This is a genomic window from Congregibacter sp., assembly GCF_045107095.1.
Taxonomy (GTDB): Bacteria; Pseudomonadota; Gammaproteobacteria; order Pseudomonadales; family Halieaceae; genus Congregibacter.
On the sequence record NZ_JBGCFU010000020.1, the window covers coordinates 1 to 16,277 of the forward strand.

Here is a 16,277-nt window from a genome sequence, read left to right on the forward strand (position 1 = left end):
GAGCGCGGCTAGTACGACAAAGCTTCGAAGAATCATGGGATGTGCTCGCAAAATCCAAAACCCTAGAGTAGCGGGTATTTCGCGCGGCGTCAGCCTGTAAGCCAGCTCAGCCAAAATCGCGCCAAGCCGGCAGCACTGACCAGCAAGAGGGCAAAGCCCAGATAACGGAAAAACAGCTGCGTGTCAGCCCGCAAGCTATAGGCATGAAACTTCAGTCCCAGAACATGGCCGATAGCCGCGCAGGGCAGCAGCCAAACATGTTGCTGCCACTGTAAATCTACGTCAGTGGCCACGAAGGCAGCCAGCTTAAGCCCCACCAACACAATCCACAGTACAAAGAGCGTGTCTCGCAGCTGCTCTTTAGACACACGACTCGCTGCCACAGGCACCACGAGGGGCGCCGCAATAAGTGATACGCCACTGACATAGCCACCCACCATCAAGAAGAAAGCATCGATCCGCTTGCTATTGCTCTTGAAGGGTTTGCCCAAGATGTAACTAATGGCGTAGAGCGTGACCGTGCAAAAGATAAAGCCCGTAACGATCGAACCGGGCAGTGTGATTACACCAGCCACGCCGATCAGTTTGGGCACAATCATCAGGGGCAATGCATAGCGCAAAAACTCCCAATTGATCGTGCTGACCGCCCTGCCCTGTTTTGCGTCAGCCCTATGGGCCTGCCACACAGTCAATCCGGAGAAGAACAGCAGGTGGACGGAAATGATCGGTAGGAAAAGAAGAGGCTCATCGCGGATCAGCAGTAAAAACGGCAGCGTAAGCACCGCCCCGCCAAAGCCAAGGCCGGAGCGCACAAATCCGCCCCAGATAAATAACAATGCGATGGCCCCGTATTCCCAGGGCAATAACTCGCTCATAAGAAAAGCAAAGCTTTAGCGCTGGTCATCAAGGTAAAACTTGTCGTCAAAGGTTTTCATCCCATCGGGGTAGAAGATGGCGAGCGCAGAAACGCACATACCGTTAATAAAGCCTTCGGAGAACATCAGCATAAACACAAGAGGCCAAAACTCTGCCGCAGCCTCCAAATAACTCGTTTGACCACTGAACCAAAACAGCGATAGCGCTAGTGCCGATAGCAAAAGCACTACGAGACCTCCACCCGCAAACCCCGCACCCAGCATGTAAACAAAGGGATGCTGCAATCCGGGCCGGCGCAGCGCTCTTGCCAACAACCAGGTCGTTGTCGCCGGCAGAACGATACACATCACCACAGCGAGCGGATATGCCGTCCAGGCCAAGCCCTTAAGTGCATAAAAAGCGGCCATGACCAGAGCCGCACCGAGAACGCTAAAAGACCAACCAATAACAAGCGTCAAGGTCGTAATGCCCAAAAAGTGAAGTAGTAAACCATCCACAAGATGAATATTGAGCAACCACAGCAATAAACACCCGACGGCACCCCCCGCTACCAGATGCATACGACCGGGTTCCCTCGCGACGGCAGCCCAATCCGCATATCGCAGCGCTGCGAACAAGAACAAAGCCATCGCAACGGCTGCCGCAACAGTGATCCAGTCAGCTAATAAATGAGCAGGCACATGCACGTCTTACAACATCCAACGGTGAGGTTAACTGGGTGGTAGAGAGCCCTGCTTACCGGCTCTCCGTTAGCTATTAGACGAATAGACCTTGGTACTTAAAGATCCGCCGCTAAACGACAAGCCTGGTCAATGGCACGCTTTGCATCGATTTCTACGGCGAGATCCGCACCACCGATCAGATGAACGCCCTTTCGCGAACCACTGAGCACATCAAAGAGCGATCGCTCTGATTCCTGCCCCGCGCAAACAACGATGGTATCCACCGGCAGTAACTGAGGCTCATCGTCAATTGAGATGTGCAGTCCGCGATCATCAATGCCGTCGTAACGTACGCCCTTGAGCATATGTACACCTCGGCGTTTCAGCGCCAACTTGTGAGTCCATCCGGTTGTCGGTCCTAAGCCGCGTCCAGGTGATGTGGGCTTGCGCTGAAGAAGAAAAATCTGCCGATCTGCAACGTCGACAACAGGCTCCACTCCGGCAACGCCGCCTCGCGGATGATTCTCAAAGTCGATCCCCCACTCCCGCGCAAAAACGTCTTTATCAAGCGCCGCCGACACCCCGGCATGGGACGCAAGCTCGGCCACATCAAAGCCAATGCCGCCGGCTCCGATTATCGCTACCGCTTTACCGAGAGGACGTGTACCACGAATAGCCTCGTCGTAACTCATCACCATCGAGTGATCGATACCTGGAATTTCGGGGTCCCGGGGATTAAGCCCAGTGGCCACGATGACCTCATCCCACTCTTGCTCCGAGAGCTCACCGGGCTCAACTCGATGCTCCAGCTTGACGGTCACCCCCGTCAGCTCAAGCTGGCGCTCAAAGTAACGAATGGTTTCTGCGAACTCCTCTTTACCCGGAATGCGCATCGCCAAATTAAAATGGCCTCCCAGCTCGTTACTGGCTTCAAATAACGTGACTTCATGCCCACGGGAGGCAGCTGTGGTTGCAAATGCCAGACCCGCAGGACCAGCACCCACCACCGCTATTCGCTTGGGTGCTTCGGTGGGCCGATACTCCAGCTCTGTTTCATGACAGGCTCTCGGGTTCACCAGACAAGAAACCGTCTTACCCCTGAAGGCATGATCAAGACATGCCTGATTGCAGGCAATACAGGTGTTAATCTCGTCAACACGACCTTCGAAAGCTTTTTTGGCGAACTGTGAGTCAGCCAACATGGGACGCCCCATGGAGGTAATGTCCGCCAAACCATCCGCGAGCACTTGCTCCGCCACTTCGGGCATGTTGATCCGGTTACTGGTGATCATGGGAATGGAAAGCTCTTTACGAAGGCGGCCAGTTACACCCGCAAACGCCGCACGGGGTACACGTGTACTAATCGTCGGTACCTGCGCCTGATGCCATACGAAGTGCGTACTCATGATCGACGCACCAGCGGCCTCAATCGCTTTACCTAGAGTCACGACTTCATCCCAGCTACTCCCATCCCCCATGAGTTCCATCGCAGCGATGCGATAGATCACGATGAAGTCTTCGCCCACAGCCTCACGAGTGCGCCGAACAATTTCCACCGGCAAGCGCATTCTATGGGCGTAGTCGCCTCCCCACTCGTCCTGACGGTGGTTGGTCTTCTCTAATAAAAAGGTGCTCAGAAGGTACCCGGCAGAACCGATGATCTCCACGCCGTCGTAGCCCGCGCTCTTGGCCCTCAGCGCGCAATCCACAAAATCCTGAATGGTGGTTTCGATATCGTCAGGGGTCATTGCCCGAGGTTCGCGAGGGTTGATTGGCGACGCAATAGGCGATGGCGCGACCGGGTCGGCACTGTAGGCCAGATTACCGGCATGAAGTATTTGCAGACAGATTTTGCAATCTTCAGCTGCTGCATGCACCGCATCGGTTACCACCCGATGCATGGGCACGTGCGCATCACTGTTAAATGCACCGAATTCCCCCGGTGCGAGCGCGGCGGAATCATTTGGCGCATTGCCGCCCGTAATAATCATGCCCACACCACCCGCGGCACGCTCGGCGTAATAGGCAGCCATGCGCTCGAAGCCCACGGGGCCCAATTCCTCCAGCCCGGTATGCATCGACCCCATCAAAATACGATTCTTGAGCTGAGTTGTGCCCAGATCCAAGGGTTCAAACAAGCGTGGAAATTGTGGATGCATATCTGTGTCTTTACTCTGCGCCAAGGACATCCAGGTACCCTCTGTCGATTGCTGTTTCGAGGGCATTAACGGCGGCCCTAAGTTCCTCGTAAGCTTCCCGCTGTCGGGACAACATCGATATTTGTTCGTGAGATGGCATATCCGGAGAAATCTTCGAAATATCGATCAATTCCTGTAAGTAAGATAACCGCGCGCGCGCTGCCATAGTAATCACGGGGCGTATATCTTCGACGCTCAGCTCTGGTATCGCAGGATTCATGATCTCGCGGTTCACGTCACGGCGAATCTTCTCGAGTTCGAGCAAGAGACGATTGCTGTCTTTTCCTGTCATAGGACACCCCTGTTTTATTTGCAGGCACTGCGTAGCGAATGAGACATTCACAGGAAACTCACCTCGGGTCAAGCTGGCAAAAATGCGAGTAAACCACCCAAGTACTATCTTTCTATAACTAGAGCAAGAATCGGGTGGCGGGCGTATAGCCGAGGGGTAAATACTAAAAACTCCCTGAGAAAAGAGAGTTGCCTCATGCTTTACACCTCAGCGCCAGCCAGTGAGACAATCCACGCCATGCCCGCCTCCAAACACCGCTCTCCCGAACACGCGCACTATCGAATGGTTGCAGATGCGATTTCCTATCTTCGGGAACATCAGCGGGAGCAACCCGATCTAGCCACACTCGCAAGAGCAGTGGACACCAGCGAATCACACCTGCAACGAGTGTTCAGCAGCTGGGCCGGTGTTTCGCCAAAACGCTTTTTGCAGATCATCACCCGGCAATACGCCTTGGATGCTCTTCGGAATCAGGCATCAGTACTTGACGCCACACTTCACGCAGGGCTCTCAGGTCCTGGGCGTCTTCACGACCTCACGCTCGCCTGTGATGCCATGACCCCCGGAGAAATCGCGAGCTTCGGTAAGGGTATTGCTCTCGAATACGGCTGGGGAGATACACCCTTTGGACCGGCGTTTGTAGCATGGAGCCAAAGAGGAATCTGTCAACTTAGCTTCGACAATACCAAAGACCCAGAGACACTCAGCGCCTTTAAGAATGACTGGCGTGGCGCTACTCATCTAGAGGACAGCGCGGCGGCTGCAAAACTATTGCAGCGCGTATTTGCTGCGCCACTAGAACGGGGAAAACTGCATTTACTGCTGCGTGGCACCAACTTTCAGGTCAAAGTCTGGGAAGCGCTCTTGCAAGTGAACCCCGGAGACTTAATCAGCTATCAGCAACTAGGAGCAATAGCCGGCACGGGCAACGCGCACCGAGCCGTCGGGTCAGCGATGGCTCGTAACCGCATCGCCTACCTGATACCTTGTCACAGGGTTATCCGCCAAGGTGGGGACTGGGGTAACTATCGCTGGGGGCTAGAACGGAAGTTGGCCCTACACGTCTGGGAACAAATCGCTTGAACGCAGCACAACTTGCACAGCTAATCGCTCTTGCCGCAATCTGGGGCTCGTCGTTTATGTTTATGCGCATAGCGGTACCCCAACTAGGACCATCGTGGCTCCTCGAAATCCGGCTTGTCGCGGCCTCGTTAATCCTACTACTCATCAGCCGGGCACTGCGTCGCCCTCTTAATGTTCGCAAACACTGGCGCCACTACCTTACGCTTGGTGCTCTCAACACAACCCTACCCTTTTGGGCCTTTGCTTACGCTGCGCAGACCTTACCCGCGTCCATGCTCGCTATCCTCAACTCCACAGCACCTTTATGGGGTTTCCTTATTGGTTTTCTTTGGCGGGGAAAACCTATCACTCCCCGCGCAGTCGCCGGCCTTGTGCTGGGCATGGCCGGCGTCGCGAGCTTAGTGGGATTGGGAGGCCTGGCCGTGCAACCAGAAGCACTTTGGGCCGTCGTGCTGACAGCTTCAGCCGCCATTTGCTACGGCATCGCCAGTAGCTACGCCGAATATGCCGAAAAAGTAGAAACCTATGCGAACGCTCACGGAAGCCTCTGGGCTGCGACTTTATTAGTGTTGCCCTTTATGCCCTTTGCACCCGTGCCCGAGGTATGGCCCCCCGGAGCAGTAGCCGCCGCTTTGGTCCTTGGCGTCCTTTGCACGGGTGTAGCCTACCTTCTTTACTTCCACCTAATCGCTACGGTTGGGGCCCCTTCCGCTCTTACCGTTGGCTACCTTATCCCGCTATGGGGTGTACTCTGGGGGTGGCTGTTTTTGGACGAAGCTGTAGGCCTTCACACACTGCTCGGCGCGGGACTCGTACTGAGCGGAACAATGTTGGTCACTAACTTCAGACCGTCGACCCTAGTTCGCGCCCTGCGTCGTTCCAGAGAGAGCTAAGTCACGCGCTTGCAAGGATACGCCCCGTAAGCTCATTCATACGCTGGAGCCCAGCGCGCAAATGTTCTTCAGGCAATGCAGAACTAAAGCGGAAGTGCTCTTCTACGCCAAAGCGCGACCCGGGTATCACGAGCACATCCTCTTCTTTTAACAAACGCGCCGCAAAAGTATCTGAGCTCACGGGCAGATCGAACTTCACAAAAGACATAGCAGAAGCCTGCGGCGGCACCACCGAAAACACGCCTTTGTGATAGCTGAGCTCTTCCTGGAGGGTTTCGAAACCGCGACGGATAAGCCCTCGCGCTCTTGCTGTAATGGCATCCCTCGCCGAGGATTCCAGCGCCGCAGAGGCTAACTGCATGGACATCATAGTGGCCGTGATCGAAGCATATTCATGGCGACGCCATAAATCCGGGATCAAAGACTCCGGGGCAAGGAGCCACCCCAGGCGTAAGCCAGGAAGACCGTAAGCCTTACTCATAGAGTTGATTGCGATCACGCGCTCATAGCCGCCCCAGAAAGATTCGGTGGGCTCATCGGTATTTCGCTCAGTGCCGCTGTAAACCTCATCAGCGACAATCCATGCTCCTACCCCTTGGGCCGCCGCCACAATGAGCTCACGATCCGCGGCACTCAAAACCTGGCCGGTAGGATTATTCGGGTTCACTATATGAATAATCCGAGTGCGATCATCAACTGCTGCAGCCAGACCCGGTGCATCGATGGCCCAATCTTGAGTTGAGTGCATATCCACACTGCGAACCTCATAGCCAAGATTGTGCGCATTACCCGCGAGCTGTTCGTAGGTGGGACTAAAACGAATGACATTGTCACCCGGCTCTAGAAGAGTCGCCGCAACCAGTGTATTGGCTTCTGTTGCGCCGACGGTTACCAGTACATTATCTGCATGGGCCATCTGATAGAGCGCAGCAATGCGCTCTCGCAGAAGCTGATCACCGTTCACCTGTGGGTAGTCCACAAGCGTAGCGAACAGTGTGTCCCTATCAACGTTTGCCAGCTCGAAAAGCTCGGCGTAGCTCATGGGGTGCACGCCACTTTCAGAGAAGTTGTAATGCACTCCGTGCTCTGTCTCTGACAGGTACTGCTCTACGGCAAAAGCTTGAAAATGCGTCACGTCACTAATTCCTAAAGGGCGGACTCGACCGCCAGGCCGTCCTGTTTATAGACAACGCCATTCTTCATGACGAGATCAACGCGGGAAAGAAGATTTATGTGACGAAGGACGTCGCCTTTTACCGCAATAATGTCTGCATATTTACCCGCCGACACAGTGCCCACCTTGTCCGATACACCCATCATTACTGCACCCCAGTAAGTAGCCGCTCGAATAGTCGACATAGGATCGACATTCATCACGTTCACCCAAACGTCCATTTCGTTCCAGGTACTCTGGCAATGAAATTTCATGGGAATACCGCTGTCAGTACCCACGAGCATCACGACACCTGCATCTCTTAACTGTTGAAACTTGCGCTTCAGCGTGGGCTTTCGCAAAGGTGTTAGCTGGGTGTACGCAAGCTGCCCCGGTTGCTGAATTGACGCCTTAATATCAGCGATGGTCGAGGGCTCTAATCCACGATGCCAACATGCACTGTCGAGCTTCTCAGGATTGGCGACCGTCATATCATAGTTCCACAAACCCTCTACCGTGGGCGTCCAGAACAGAGGACCGCCAGCGATGCGACCCGTAGCGGTTCGCTCCCGAAGCATTTCGATAACGTCGGCGGGGTACTCGGGCGCTGTGGTCAGTCCTGTGTGCTCAAAGTTATCCACACCAATCTCGAGGCCACGACGCACTTCGTCGGGGCGGTGAGAGTGCGCTACAACCTTCAGACCGTACTTGTGCGCTTCGTCGACAACCGCCTGTGCTTCCTCAAGAGTCATCTTGTCCTGGTCGATAAGCTTGATGATATCTACGCCTGCATCGGCAAGCTTTTTCACTTTGCGTTTTCCGTCAGCAACGCTGTCAACGCCCCAACGATAAAACTCCGTACCGGGGTAGGCTTCATGCTGAATAAAGGGCCCGGATACGAACAAACGAGGGCCAGGAATCTCTCCTGACTCGATGCGATTTTTGACCGACATTGACGCTTCCAAGGGAGCGCCCAGATCTCGGGCGGAGGTAATGCCTGCGAGCAACAGCTGCACCGCACTGGAGGGCATGATTTCGCTGGCCAGACGATCTTTGTAAGTCGGATGCCAATGACTGTAATCAGCATGCCCGTTGAGCATCAGATGCGCGTGGTTCTCCCAAAGTCCGGGTAAGACATCCATACCCTCGGTGGATACCACGTCATAGCCCTCGGGCACCTCAAGGGTCGACACAGTACCGACCTCCTGAATCACACCGTCTTCTACCAGAATGACGCTGTTTGCGATGGGCTCATGACCAAAGCCGTCAATCAACCGGCCACCGACCAAAGCAGTGCCAGCCGCCGCGGGCAGCGACGTGAGGGCGGCACCCAGCAAGGCGGCACTGGTCCAAACGGCAAACGCCGTACGTCGAAACGTTCCGGTTTTTTCTGTAGTCATCTATGGCATCCTTTTTTTATTTGCGAACTTATCGCCCCTCCCAATTACACCCTGTGTCATTGACCTCGAGAAGCGCTGCAGCCATTGTTGGGGCTGGTCAGCATCAACCTTAAGGAGAACAAGGTTTTGAGAAATCTCGACAAGCTAGAACGGGCGAAGCTGTTGCGCAGCGCCCTAAGACCTCGACAATTGAGTGTAGCGCGAAAACTTCCCTACCTGCAGCGTCATCTGATCGCGGCCCTCTTCGCGGCTGTGATGACAAGCTCTTTGCCCGCCTATGCACAGAACGCAGAGCAGGACGTTATTGATGCAGTCACCGACTTATTTGATGCGATGCGCAACAAAGACGGTGAGGCACTTCGCTCGGCCTTTTTACCCGAGGGAAGACTCGGCACCGACGACACGGAGGGATGGATTAGCTCTGTCACCACCTCAGAGGCTTATCTGGACGAGGTCACCTTTGATGAAGTTGTCCTGATTGATGACAACGTGGCCATGGCATGGACACCCTATAACCTGTATGTGAACGACGAGTTTCACCACTGCGGCATCGATCTCTTCTCATTCAGAAAAGTCGACGGGCAGTGGAAAATCTTGCAGATTGACGATACGCGTCGCACCGAGGACTGCGACCCCGAGCGACGCGGCAACTAACGCGGCAACTAACGCGGCAACTAAGGCGTCAACGCACGGCGACTGACTTCGGTCAGTCGTTGTACCGGAAAAATGCGTCCATGGCGCGATATAGCATGTGGACGTCAATCTTGGAGCTCACTGCATAAGTCGAGTGAATCGACAGGAGAGGTACACCGTAGTCGATGACTTCCATGTTTCGCCGTGACAGTGAACTACCGATAGTCCCACCTGACGCGCGTCCTTTGTAAGTCGCGGTTTGCCAGGCGATATTGGAATCATCAAGGTAAGCGCGGTTCCATGCCATAAATTCAGAATTGGCGTTGAAGCCACCGCCGTAGAGCTTAAGATTCACACCAAAACCCAAACGGGGTGCATTCCCAGACTCCCAGACACCCGGATACGTTGGGTGGATGCCGGGATTTACGTCAGAGGACACAACCTTAGTCTTTCGCAGCGCTCGTCGAATATCGATGTCTGTGTAGGCGTCACCTTTTTCCCGATAAACCAGCTCTGCCAGTAAATCGACAAAGTAGTCAGAATTGGAGCCTGTGTTGTTGATATTGCCAACCTCTTCGTTATCCACCAGAAAGGCAACCGCCGTGCGCTTGGGTGACTTTTGCTCAAGGATTGCTCGCAGGGCGGTGTAAGAAGACAGTTTGTCGTCCTGTCCGTAAATCGCCATCATTCCACGATCAAAACCCACATCGCGCGGCGCGACTGCTGGCACGATCGCCAGCTCCGCAGACACCAGGTCCATTTCACTGATGTCGTATTCAGTCGCCAAGTAGGCGAGCACTGATGCTTTTATGGAGTCATCCGCTGACTCAATGGACGCGATAATCGGATCCAGCTCTTCACCCATAATCACATCACGGTTCTTTCGGTTGCGATAATCAGCATCAACGTGGGGTGAAAGATCGGGAATGATGAATATGGGATCGTCTTCATCCAAACCCACAGAAATAGAAACACGGGTTCCATCCTTTTTATCAACGTGTCCTACCAACGCCAATGGCAGGTTCACCCACTGATAATTTTTTATTCCACCATGGCGGTAAGTCTGGAAAAGCGCGAAACCCTGAGACTCGTAAAGGGGTCGACCCTTTAACTCCAATCGCGGAGAGTCAACGTGGGCGCCCACGACGCGAAAGCCCTCGGCCATAGGCTCTGTTCCTACGACGAACAGAGTTATGGTGCGATCACGGTTCACATCGTAATAGCGATCTCCCGGCCGCAGCGCGCCGGTTTGGGGCATCGCTTCAAAACCCGCTTTCTCCGCGAGGCGGACTGCCTCGGTGACAAAACTCAGCTCGGTCTTCGCGCGACCCATGAAGTCTTTGTAATCCTCGGCAAAGGCAAATACTTGATCACGCTCTTCCTCAGAGATCATTTGCCATCCAGATTGGACATCATCGGCACTATCGGCCGCGATCACCTGCCCCGTTACAAAAGGCAGCGATAGCAGCGCAGCAGGCAACCACTGGACGCGAGTTAAAATGTGTCTAAAAAACATGTAAGCGTTCTCCACGTAGAGTCTAAAAATTCTGAAACGCCCATAGTAAAACTGCGATCAGAGGGTCCAAGTGATCCAAAGATCTCAGTCAGTCACACCTTGAATTGATAAAAACGTACCGTCGGGGTCTCTGACGATAGTATGCGCCTCAAGCACCGCTGCTGGCTTGATGCCACCCAGAATGTGCGGAAACAACTCGTCCGTCGCCCCCTCAAAATCGGGAGGTATGTCACCCACCGGTGCGGTTCCCTCAAAGACTGTGGTGACACCAGTGGCGGCAAGACTCTCGACGGTCATACGAAGGCAGTACCACTCGCCTTTTACGTCGGGATAAAAATGGTTCGCTACGTTCATCAACTTGTCAGGATTCGAGGTGCCATGAGTAAAACCATCTGCCTTGTAAGTCGGTGGATAGTAAGTAGATCCATCTTCCAGGACCTGATCCCAGAGCCGGGCCTGAACCATATGAAACACATAGGGGAAGCCCGTGGGGTTAAGCGGCTCCTGAGCTTGAAGCGAATGGGTAGTGAATAGTGCGAATAGAACGATCAACAAACGTTGCATAGGGCATCCTGAGGCTGAGCGATAAGTAGATGGTGTATTCTTAGTCTACGCGCAAAAACATAAAGAGGAACAGACCGTGTCTATGGATCGACCAACGCTAATTCCAGCGATCCAAACAAAGAGTGTTTTACGGGCCTTGCTGGGGTTCGTCGTCAGTACGTTGATTTCGGGCTGCGGATCGGAAACACCTGAGCTCGCAACGCCTCCACCCGCAAGCTCCACGTTGATTCACAACGCATTGATTATCGATGGCGATGGCGGTGAGGCCAAACCTGGCGCAGTGAGAATACAAGATGATGCCATCGTCAGTGTTGGTAATCTCAGTCCTTTAGAGGGCGAATCGCTTGTAGATGCAAACGGACTCGTCTTGGCGCCAGGCTTCATCGATACCCACAGCCACCATGACGATGAGGGCGCTCTTCGTGAAAACCCGGATGCTCTGCCGATGCTCACCCAGGGAATCACAACCGCGGTGTTTGGGCAGGATGGCGACCATCAACTGCCGCTGGCGGAGTTTTTGACTGACTTTGACCGCAACCCGCCCGCGGTAAACATCGCTGCCTACGTGGGCCACAACACACTCAGAGCACATGTCATGGGCGACGATGCCAAGCGCCCGGCCAGCGCGGCTGAAGTCGAGGCTATGCAGACTCTACTTCTATCCGAGTTAGAGTCTGGAGCGCTGGGGCTGTCTACGGGTTTGGAATATGTGCCCGGCATTTATTCCCATCGCGATGAAGTTATCAGCCTCGCAGCAACCACCGCTGAACAGGGCGGTCGATACATTTCCCACGTACGGTCCGAAGATAGATTCCTTTGGGATGCGATGGACGAGATCATCGACATCGGTCGGCAGACCGGTATTCCTGTACAGATATCGCATATCAAACTCGCCGCCAAAAGTCTTTGGAATCAGGCTCCCAAGCTACTTGAGAAGCTCAACGCTGCACGCGCAGAAGGCATCGATGTCACGGCGGACGTATACCCCTACGAGTATTGGGCGTCTACCATGTGGGTGCTACTGCCAGACAGGAATGCAGACGACCTCGAAGAGATAGCCTTTGTACTGGACCAGCTAACCCCCGCCTCCGGCATCATCTTTACCAAATACGAACCGAATCCCGACTACATCAATCTGTCGGTAGCGGAAATCGCTGAAATTCGCGGGACCTCGGAGGTGCAAACATTTTCAGATCTGCTCAAGGAGTCAGACGCCTGGTCTGAGGCAAACGATGGTGCCGAGGCAGAAATGATTATGGGCCGATCTATGACTGAGGCTGATATCGAAACGTTTTTGCAATGGGAGCATAGTAATGTCTGCAGCGATGGCGGCTTTTATGGCCACCCTCGAGGGCACGGCTCTTTTCCGCGGGTGCTCGCTCGTTACGTTCGAGATAGGCAGGTTGTTTCTTTAGAAACGGCAGTCGCAGCGATGACATCGCGAGCGGCAGATCATATGGGCTTTGCCGATCGAGGGCGGATCGCACCCGGTATGAAAGCTGACTTAGTACTTTTCGATCCCGAAAGTGTCCAAGACCATGCGGAGATTCGCGATGGACAAGTGCTGTCCACCGGCATTCACAGCGTGTGGGTCAATGGTCAACAGGTTTTAAAAGATGGCGAATCTACCCAAGTTTTTGCAGGGCAGGTATTGCGTAAAGCACGCTAGGTCAGTCGTCTCCCGGGCCATTTTCAGGCTCGGTCGTCCACAGTTTCGAAAACTTTAGTGCTCGCGGACAATGGTGGTACGCCTCTTCAACCTCCAGAAGCAGTGCTTGCTGAAGTTTTGCGTTCTCGTCCGGTGCAAATACTTCAAGCGTTAAGCGATCAAACGCCTCATCGCCCTTGCGCAAAACCGTCACGCGACCATTCACCCTCGCCGTACCGTCAACCGATGGGATAAAAAATACCAGACCAACGTTCGGGTTTGACGCAATGTTCTCGTAGGATTGAAAAAGCTTATTCCCGGCGACATCGGGTATCAGCAAGTACTTTGCATCCAGCACTTTGACAAAGCCGGGGGTCCCACCCTTAGGAGACGCATCACAGGCTCCGCTATCACTGCTGCTGGCCATCACCAGGAACGGAGACTGTCGAATAAAGTCCTGCACCCGATCGACCATGTACGAACGCACTTTGTCCCTTGATCGTGCTGAGGGTTCACCAAACAGCTGCTGCAATTGATTCATGGTTTTCCTTACCTTCGATCGATCAATGGACTGCCGGCATACTACAGCTACAGCGCCTTCTGAATAGGCTTCGCAAACCGCTTGGGATAGACCGCCGTCAACGAAAGCCTATCGCAGCCGTTAAATCCAGAGAACTGCATCGCGGCATCTTTAAAAGCAGCCACCACAGCATCGTCCTCAAACTTGCGAGATTCACAGTGCAGTGCCTTTATCTCGAAATGCTTGTCCTTCCGATGCGCCTTACAGTCCATGCGCCCAACAAAAGAATCACCGTAAAGGAGCGGCAACGAGAAGTAGCCGTGCTTACGTTTCGGCGCCGGCACATAGCATTCGATTTGGTAGTCAAAATCAAAGAGCGCCTTGAGGCGGTCCCGCTGAATTACCGCATTGTCAAAGGGAGAGAGAATTCGCAATCGATGATCAACGCGAGGCAAGCGCTGATCCAAAGTCCCCGCGGGGAGAATGAACACCTCGCCGCCAGGCACCTGCACTTCCTCCAGGTTTTTAGTCGCGACTCCCTCATCAACGAGGCTCTTTATCACCTTGCGCAGCATCGCGTCTTTGCGTAGATAGCTAATACCCCGCAGAGACACGCAGCCATGACAGCGAAGCTGTCGCTCAAGCAAATGCTGAGCAAACTCTCTTGTACTTGGCGCGGCAGTATCTATCCCCGTCGGTAGAACACGCTCAGTAAGGTCGTAAGATTTCTGAAAGCCCTCGCGACTGCCGACCATCAGGTCACCTTGCATGTAGAGTTGTTCCAGCGCTTTTTTTGCGGGCTTCCAATCCCACCACCCTTCTCTATTTACAGAAGCGGCCTCCAGGTCTCGTGAGCGCAGTGGGCCATCAGTGCGAACGCGATCCAAAAGACCTTTCATTAGCTTTTTGTCAGGCGACTTAAACCAATGAACTTTGCCGTTCTTGACTGCCTGCTTGTAGGGCAAGGAGAACTTGTAATCTGCGATGGGAATAAAGGCAGCAGCATGCGTCCAGTACTCAAAGATATCTCTATCTACCAGCATCTGGTTGGTCATCGCGGGTTTAAAATCAGGCACCCGTGATTGAAGGACATGGTTGTGCGCACGCTCAACCACAGAAATTGTATCGATCTGCACGTAGCCGATCTGGCTAATCGCCTTCACAGCACCAGCCAACCCGTGACCAAAAGGCTTACCCGCTAAGAGACCCTGGGAAGACAGCGCAAGACGACGAAGCCGCAGCAAGTCATGAGCACGGCTAAGCGTAATCATCGAGCGGAACTTATGTGTTGTACTTTGACTAACCGCATAGGTTGAGAAGTGGGCCTGGGAAAGACCCCACGACCATCGCCTCTAACGCGAGTCTTTTTTCCCATCGCCACTCAAACCTTTGAGAAAACCGCCTACGGTGTCGTTGATTTTCTCGCTCGCACGCTCCTTGATTGAGTCGGTAAGCGCGGTGGCAATCACTTTCTCGATAACCGGCTTGAGTATTTGTGTAGCTACCTGCGCCGCAGTAGCGCCATTGGTAGCTCTGCCGACATCGTTAACAACGATTGATGGCAAAGAAACTTCGCGAGTCTCGTTTAGCTCAGGGATCGACACTGAAGCGCTAGCGCCGCTTAGCGTAAACTCATTGATGATGACTTTCATCGCACTAGCGTCACCACCGGGTTCTTCTTCGGAGGACGCCTCTTCACCAGGTCCCGTCTCAATGTTGTTCAGCAGCGCTTGCAAATTACTGCCGTTCGCCTCCTGAATGACATTGATTCTTGCTCCGTCAACAATAACTTTGTTGATCACCACTGTTTCACTGGTAAGCGACGAAGCATCTAAATCGATGGCAAAACCACCGAGCTCCATGGCGTTGCCAGGGAAACCTTCGGGGTTTTCAATACTCAGTCCTGAGAGACCTGCCGCCGCCTCAGTAAGGCGGATGTCGACTCCGCTTACTGTTACCGAGGTGCCAAGAACCTTAGATCCCTGGGATTCGATAACGCCCGCCACGATGCCATTAAGGTTTGATGCGAGATAAAAGACAGCTCCGCCAACCAGGACCAGAATAAGCAGTGCGATAAATGAAACTTTGCGAGCGGTTGATGCCACGACTACTTCCTTAATTTACCAATAAGAGTAGCACCAGTTATACACTATCAACACTGACAGATCGTAGCCGCGTTCATCATGCAGCGCTTAACCAAGTGGGCTGGTCCCGGATAAACGATTCGCAGACTCAGGGAGCCGCCGCTATGCCCCCTCCGGTAACTGACTCACCGCCGCGCCGACGGCCTCGAACTAGTCAAATTGGCTGTACCCCACAGCGCAATAAAAATGGCGAGGGCCATCAGCCCTAGGAACGGCACGGCTGGAATCGCGCTGGGATTACCTCCCGCTCTCGGCACGGCGACAGATACGGGGTCGCTGATACGTCCCATAGCGGGATCTTGATCGAGGAAACCATCGTTGTCAGTGATGGAGTAGCTTACTATGCTCCCGCTAATTGTTGCCCCCGGTATTACCGTCCACTTATCGCCTACCACTTTATACACCGCAGCGTTGGGTGGCAGCGTGGTGCCCATGTCGATGGTGATTTGCACAGTTTCCCCACTACTATCACATCCCTCAAGCGCGAAGTTAACCGCAGTACTCATTGCATCTGTGGCTACGGATTCATCGGGGGTTGCGACATTAAGATATGGAATGAACTCGCTGTCCATAAGTGTGCAAGCGGAATCGGAATCACTAAGGGTAGTGCGTAATGCAATGCTCTCCCAGCGCTGTTCAGTCTTTGCATTTGGAAAAGCATCGGCGTTGTCGCCGACCTTATCGCGATCTGTATC

Annotated in this window: 16 protein-coding genes; 4 read left to right on the forward strand and 12 right to left on the reverse strand. The window is 53.8% G+C overall.

Translation table 11 applies throughout. The annotated features are described in order from the left end of the window. Positions 1-89 precede the first annotated feature (89 nt). The 4 genes from AB8B76_RS04095 to AB8B76_RS04110 form a co-directional block, all read right to left on the reverse strand. The gene (locus tag AB8B76_RS04095) at positions 90-875 is read right to left on the reverse strand and encodes a TSUP family transporter (protein ID WP_405270536.1); all 786 of its coding nucleotides are present in this window, start codon (positions 873-875) and stop codon (positions 90-92) included. A gap of 15 nt (positions 876-890) precedes the next feature. Next, on the reverse strand, positions 891-1,556 hold the full coding sequence (locus AB8B76_RS04100) for an energy-coupling factor ABC transporter permease (RefSeq protein WP_405270538.1): 666 nt from the start codon (positions 1,554-1,556) through the stop codon (positions 891-893). 98 nt (positions 1,557-1,654) lie between these two features. Then, positions 1,655-3,727, reverse strand: a complete 2,073-nt coding sequence (locus tag AB8B76_RS04105; RefSeq protein WP_405270566.1) for an FAD-dependent oxidoreductase — start codon at positions 3,725-3,727, stop codon at positions 1,655-1,657. Continuing rightward, positions 3,708-4,028, reverse strand: coding sequence for a hypothetical protein (locus AB8B76_RS04110; RefSeq protein WP_405270540.1), 321 nt, complete (start codon positions 4,026-4,028; stop codon positions 3,708-3,710). Before AB8B76_RS04110 ends, AB8B76_RS04105 begins: the two co-directional genes overlap by 20 nt. Before the next feature lie 195 nt (positions 4,029-4,223). Between AB8B76_RS04110 and AB8B76_RS04115 the strand changes: the two genes are divergently transcribed. Both AB8B76_RS04115 and AB8B76_RS04120 read left to right on the forward strand, forming a co-directional pair. Then, complete coding sequence (locus tag AB8B76_RS04115) at positions 4,224-5,111, forward strand: methylated-DNA--[protein]-cysteine S-methyltransferase (RefSeq protein WP_405270542.1); 888 nt, start codon at positions 4,224-4,226, stop codon at positions 5,109-5,111. Beyond that, complete coding sequence (locus AB8B76_RS04120) at positions 5,108-6,004, forward strand: DMT family transporter (protein WP_405270544.1); 897 nt, start codon at positions 5,108-5,110, stop codon at positions 6,002-6,004. Before AB8B76_RS04115 ends, AB8B76_RS04120 begins: the two co-directional genes overlap by 4 nt. 1 nt (position 6,005) lies before the next feature. On the opposite strand, the gene AB8B76_RS04125 is transcribed toward AB8B76_RS04120, so the two are convergent. Both AB8B76_RS04125 and AB8B76_RS04130 read right to left on the reverse strand, forming a co-directional pair. Continuing rightward, positions 6,006-7,139 carry an aminotransferase class I/II-fold pyridoxal phosphate-dependent enzyme gene (locus AB8B76_RS04125; RefSeq protein ID WP_405270546.1) on the reverse strand — a complete coding sequence of 378 codons (1,134 nt, stop codon included), beginning with the start codon at positions 7,137-7,139 and terminating at the stop codon, positions 6,006-6,008. A gap of 11 nt (positions 7,140-7,150) precedes the next feature. Next, on the reverse strand, positions 7,151-8,557 hold the full coding sequence (locus AB8B76_RS04130; protein ID WP_405270548.1) for an amidohydrolase family protein: 1,407 nt from the start codon (positions 8,555-8,557) through the stop codon (positions 7,151-7,153). A gap of 126 nt (positions 8,558-8,683) precedes the next feature. Between AB8B76_RS04130 and AB8B76_RS04135 the strand changes: the two genes are divergently transcribed. Beyond that, positions 8,684-9,211 (forward strand): hypothetical protein, encoded by a 528-nt coding sequence (locus tag AB8B76_RS04135; RefSeq protein ID WP_405270550.1) that lies wholly within the window; start codon positions 8,684-8,686, stop codon positions 9,209-9,211. Between the two features lie 52 nt (positions 9,212-9,263). Here AB8B76_RS04135 and AB8B76_RS04140 read toward each other — a convergent pair whose 3' ends face one another. Then, a complete protein-coding gene (locus AB8B76_RS04140; protein WP_405270552.1) occupies positions 9,264-10,706 on the reverse strand; it encodes an aminopeptidase 1 in 1,443 nt (480 codons plus the stop codon). A gap of 84 nt (positions 10,707-10,790) precedes the next feature. Further along, positions 10,791-11,270, reverse strand: a complete 480-nt coding sequence (locus tag AB8B76_RS04145) for a DUF952 domain-containing protein (RefSeq protein ID WP_405270554.1) — start codon at positions 11,268-11,270, stop codon at positions 10,791-10,793. Between the two features lie 82 nt (positions 11,271-11,352). On the opposite strand from AB8B76_RS04145, the gene AB8B76_RS04150 reads away from it, so the two are divergent. Continuing rightward, entirely contained in the window at positions 11,353-12,939 is a 1,587-nt protein-coding gene (locus AB8B76_RS04150) for an amidohydrolase family protein (protein WP_405270556.1), read from the forward strand. Between the two features lies 1 nt (position 12,940). On the opposite strand, the gene AB8B76_RS04155 is transcribed toward AB8B76_RS04150, so the two are convergent. The 4 genes from AB8B76_RS04155 to AB8B76_RS04170 all read right to left on the reverse strand — a co-directional run. Then, complete coding sequence (locus tag AB8B76_RS04155; RefSeq protein WP_405270558.1) at positions 12,941-13,459, reverse strand: pyridoxamine 5'-phosphate oxidase family protein; 519 nt, start codon at positions 13,457-13,459, stop codon at positions 12,941-12,943. A 47-nt stretch (positions 13,460-13,506) separates the two neighbouring features. Further along, positions 13,507-14,709 carry a winged helix-turn-helix domain-containing protein gene (locus AB8B76_RS04160; protein WP_405270560.1) on the reverse strand — a complete coding sequence of 401 codons (1,203 nt, stop codon included), beginning with the start codon at positions 14,707-14,709 and terminating at the stop codon, positions 13,507-13,509. 81 nt (positions 14,710-14,790) lie between these two features. Then, positions 14,791-15,543: a hypothetical protein gene (locus tag AB8B76_RS04165; protein ID WP_405270562.1), complete on the reverse strand. Its 753-nt coding sequence runs from the start codon at positions 15,541-15,543 to the stop codon at positions 14,791-14,793. A 164-nt stretch (positions 15,544-15,707) separates the two neighbouring features. After that, the coding region (locus AB8B76_RS04170; RefSeq protein ID WP_405270564.1) for a choice-of-anchor U domain-containing protein at positions 15,708-16,277 on the reverse strand (570 nt) is incomplete at its 5' end.

Bases quoted from the DNA above. Each gene is read 5' to 3' on its own strand.
- AB8B76_RS04115 (WP_405270542.1), top strand. From the start codon at position 4,224: ATGCTTTACACCTCAGCGCCAGCCAGTGAGACAATCCACGCCATGCCC.
- AB8B76_RS04145 (WP_405270554.1), bottom strand. From the start codon at position 11,270: ATGCAACGTTTGTTGATCGTTCTATTCGCACTATTCACTACCCATTCG.
- AB8B76_RS04160 (WP_405270560.1), bottom strand. From the start codon at position 14,709: ATGATTACGCTTAGCCGTGCTCATGACTTGCTGCGGCTTCGTCGTCTT.
- AB8B76_RS04150 (WP_405270556.1), top strand. From the start codon at position 11,353: ATGGATCGACCAACGCTAATTCCAGCGATCCAAACAAAGAGTGTTTTA.
- AB8B76_RS04155 (WP_405270558.1), bottom strand. From the start codon at position 13,459: ATGAATCAATTGCAGCAGCTGTTTGGTGAACCCTCAGCACGATCAAGG.
- AB8B76_RS04095 (WP_405270536.1), bottom strand. From the start codon at position 875: ATGAGCGAGTTATTGCCCTGGGAATACGGGGCCATCGCATTGTTATTT.
- AB8B76_RS04105 (WP_405270566.1), bottom strand. From the start codon at position 3,727: ATGTCCTTGGCGCAGAGTAAAGACACAGATATGCATCCACAATTTCCA.
- AB8B76_RS04130 (WP_405270548.1), bottom strand. From the start codon at position 8,557: ATGACTACAGAAAAAACCGGAACGTTTCGACGTACGGCGTTTGCCGTT.
- AB8B76_RS04140 (WP_405270552.1), bottom strand. From the start codon at position 10,706: ATGTTTTTTAGACACATTTTAACTCGCGTCCAGTGGTTGCCTGCTGCG.
- AB8B76_RS04110 (WP_405270540.1), bottom strand. From the start codon at position 4,028: ATGACAGGAAAAGACAGCAATCGTCTCTTGCTCGAACTCGAGAAGATT.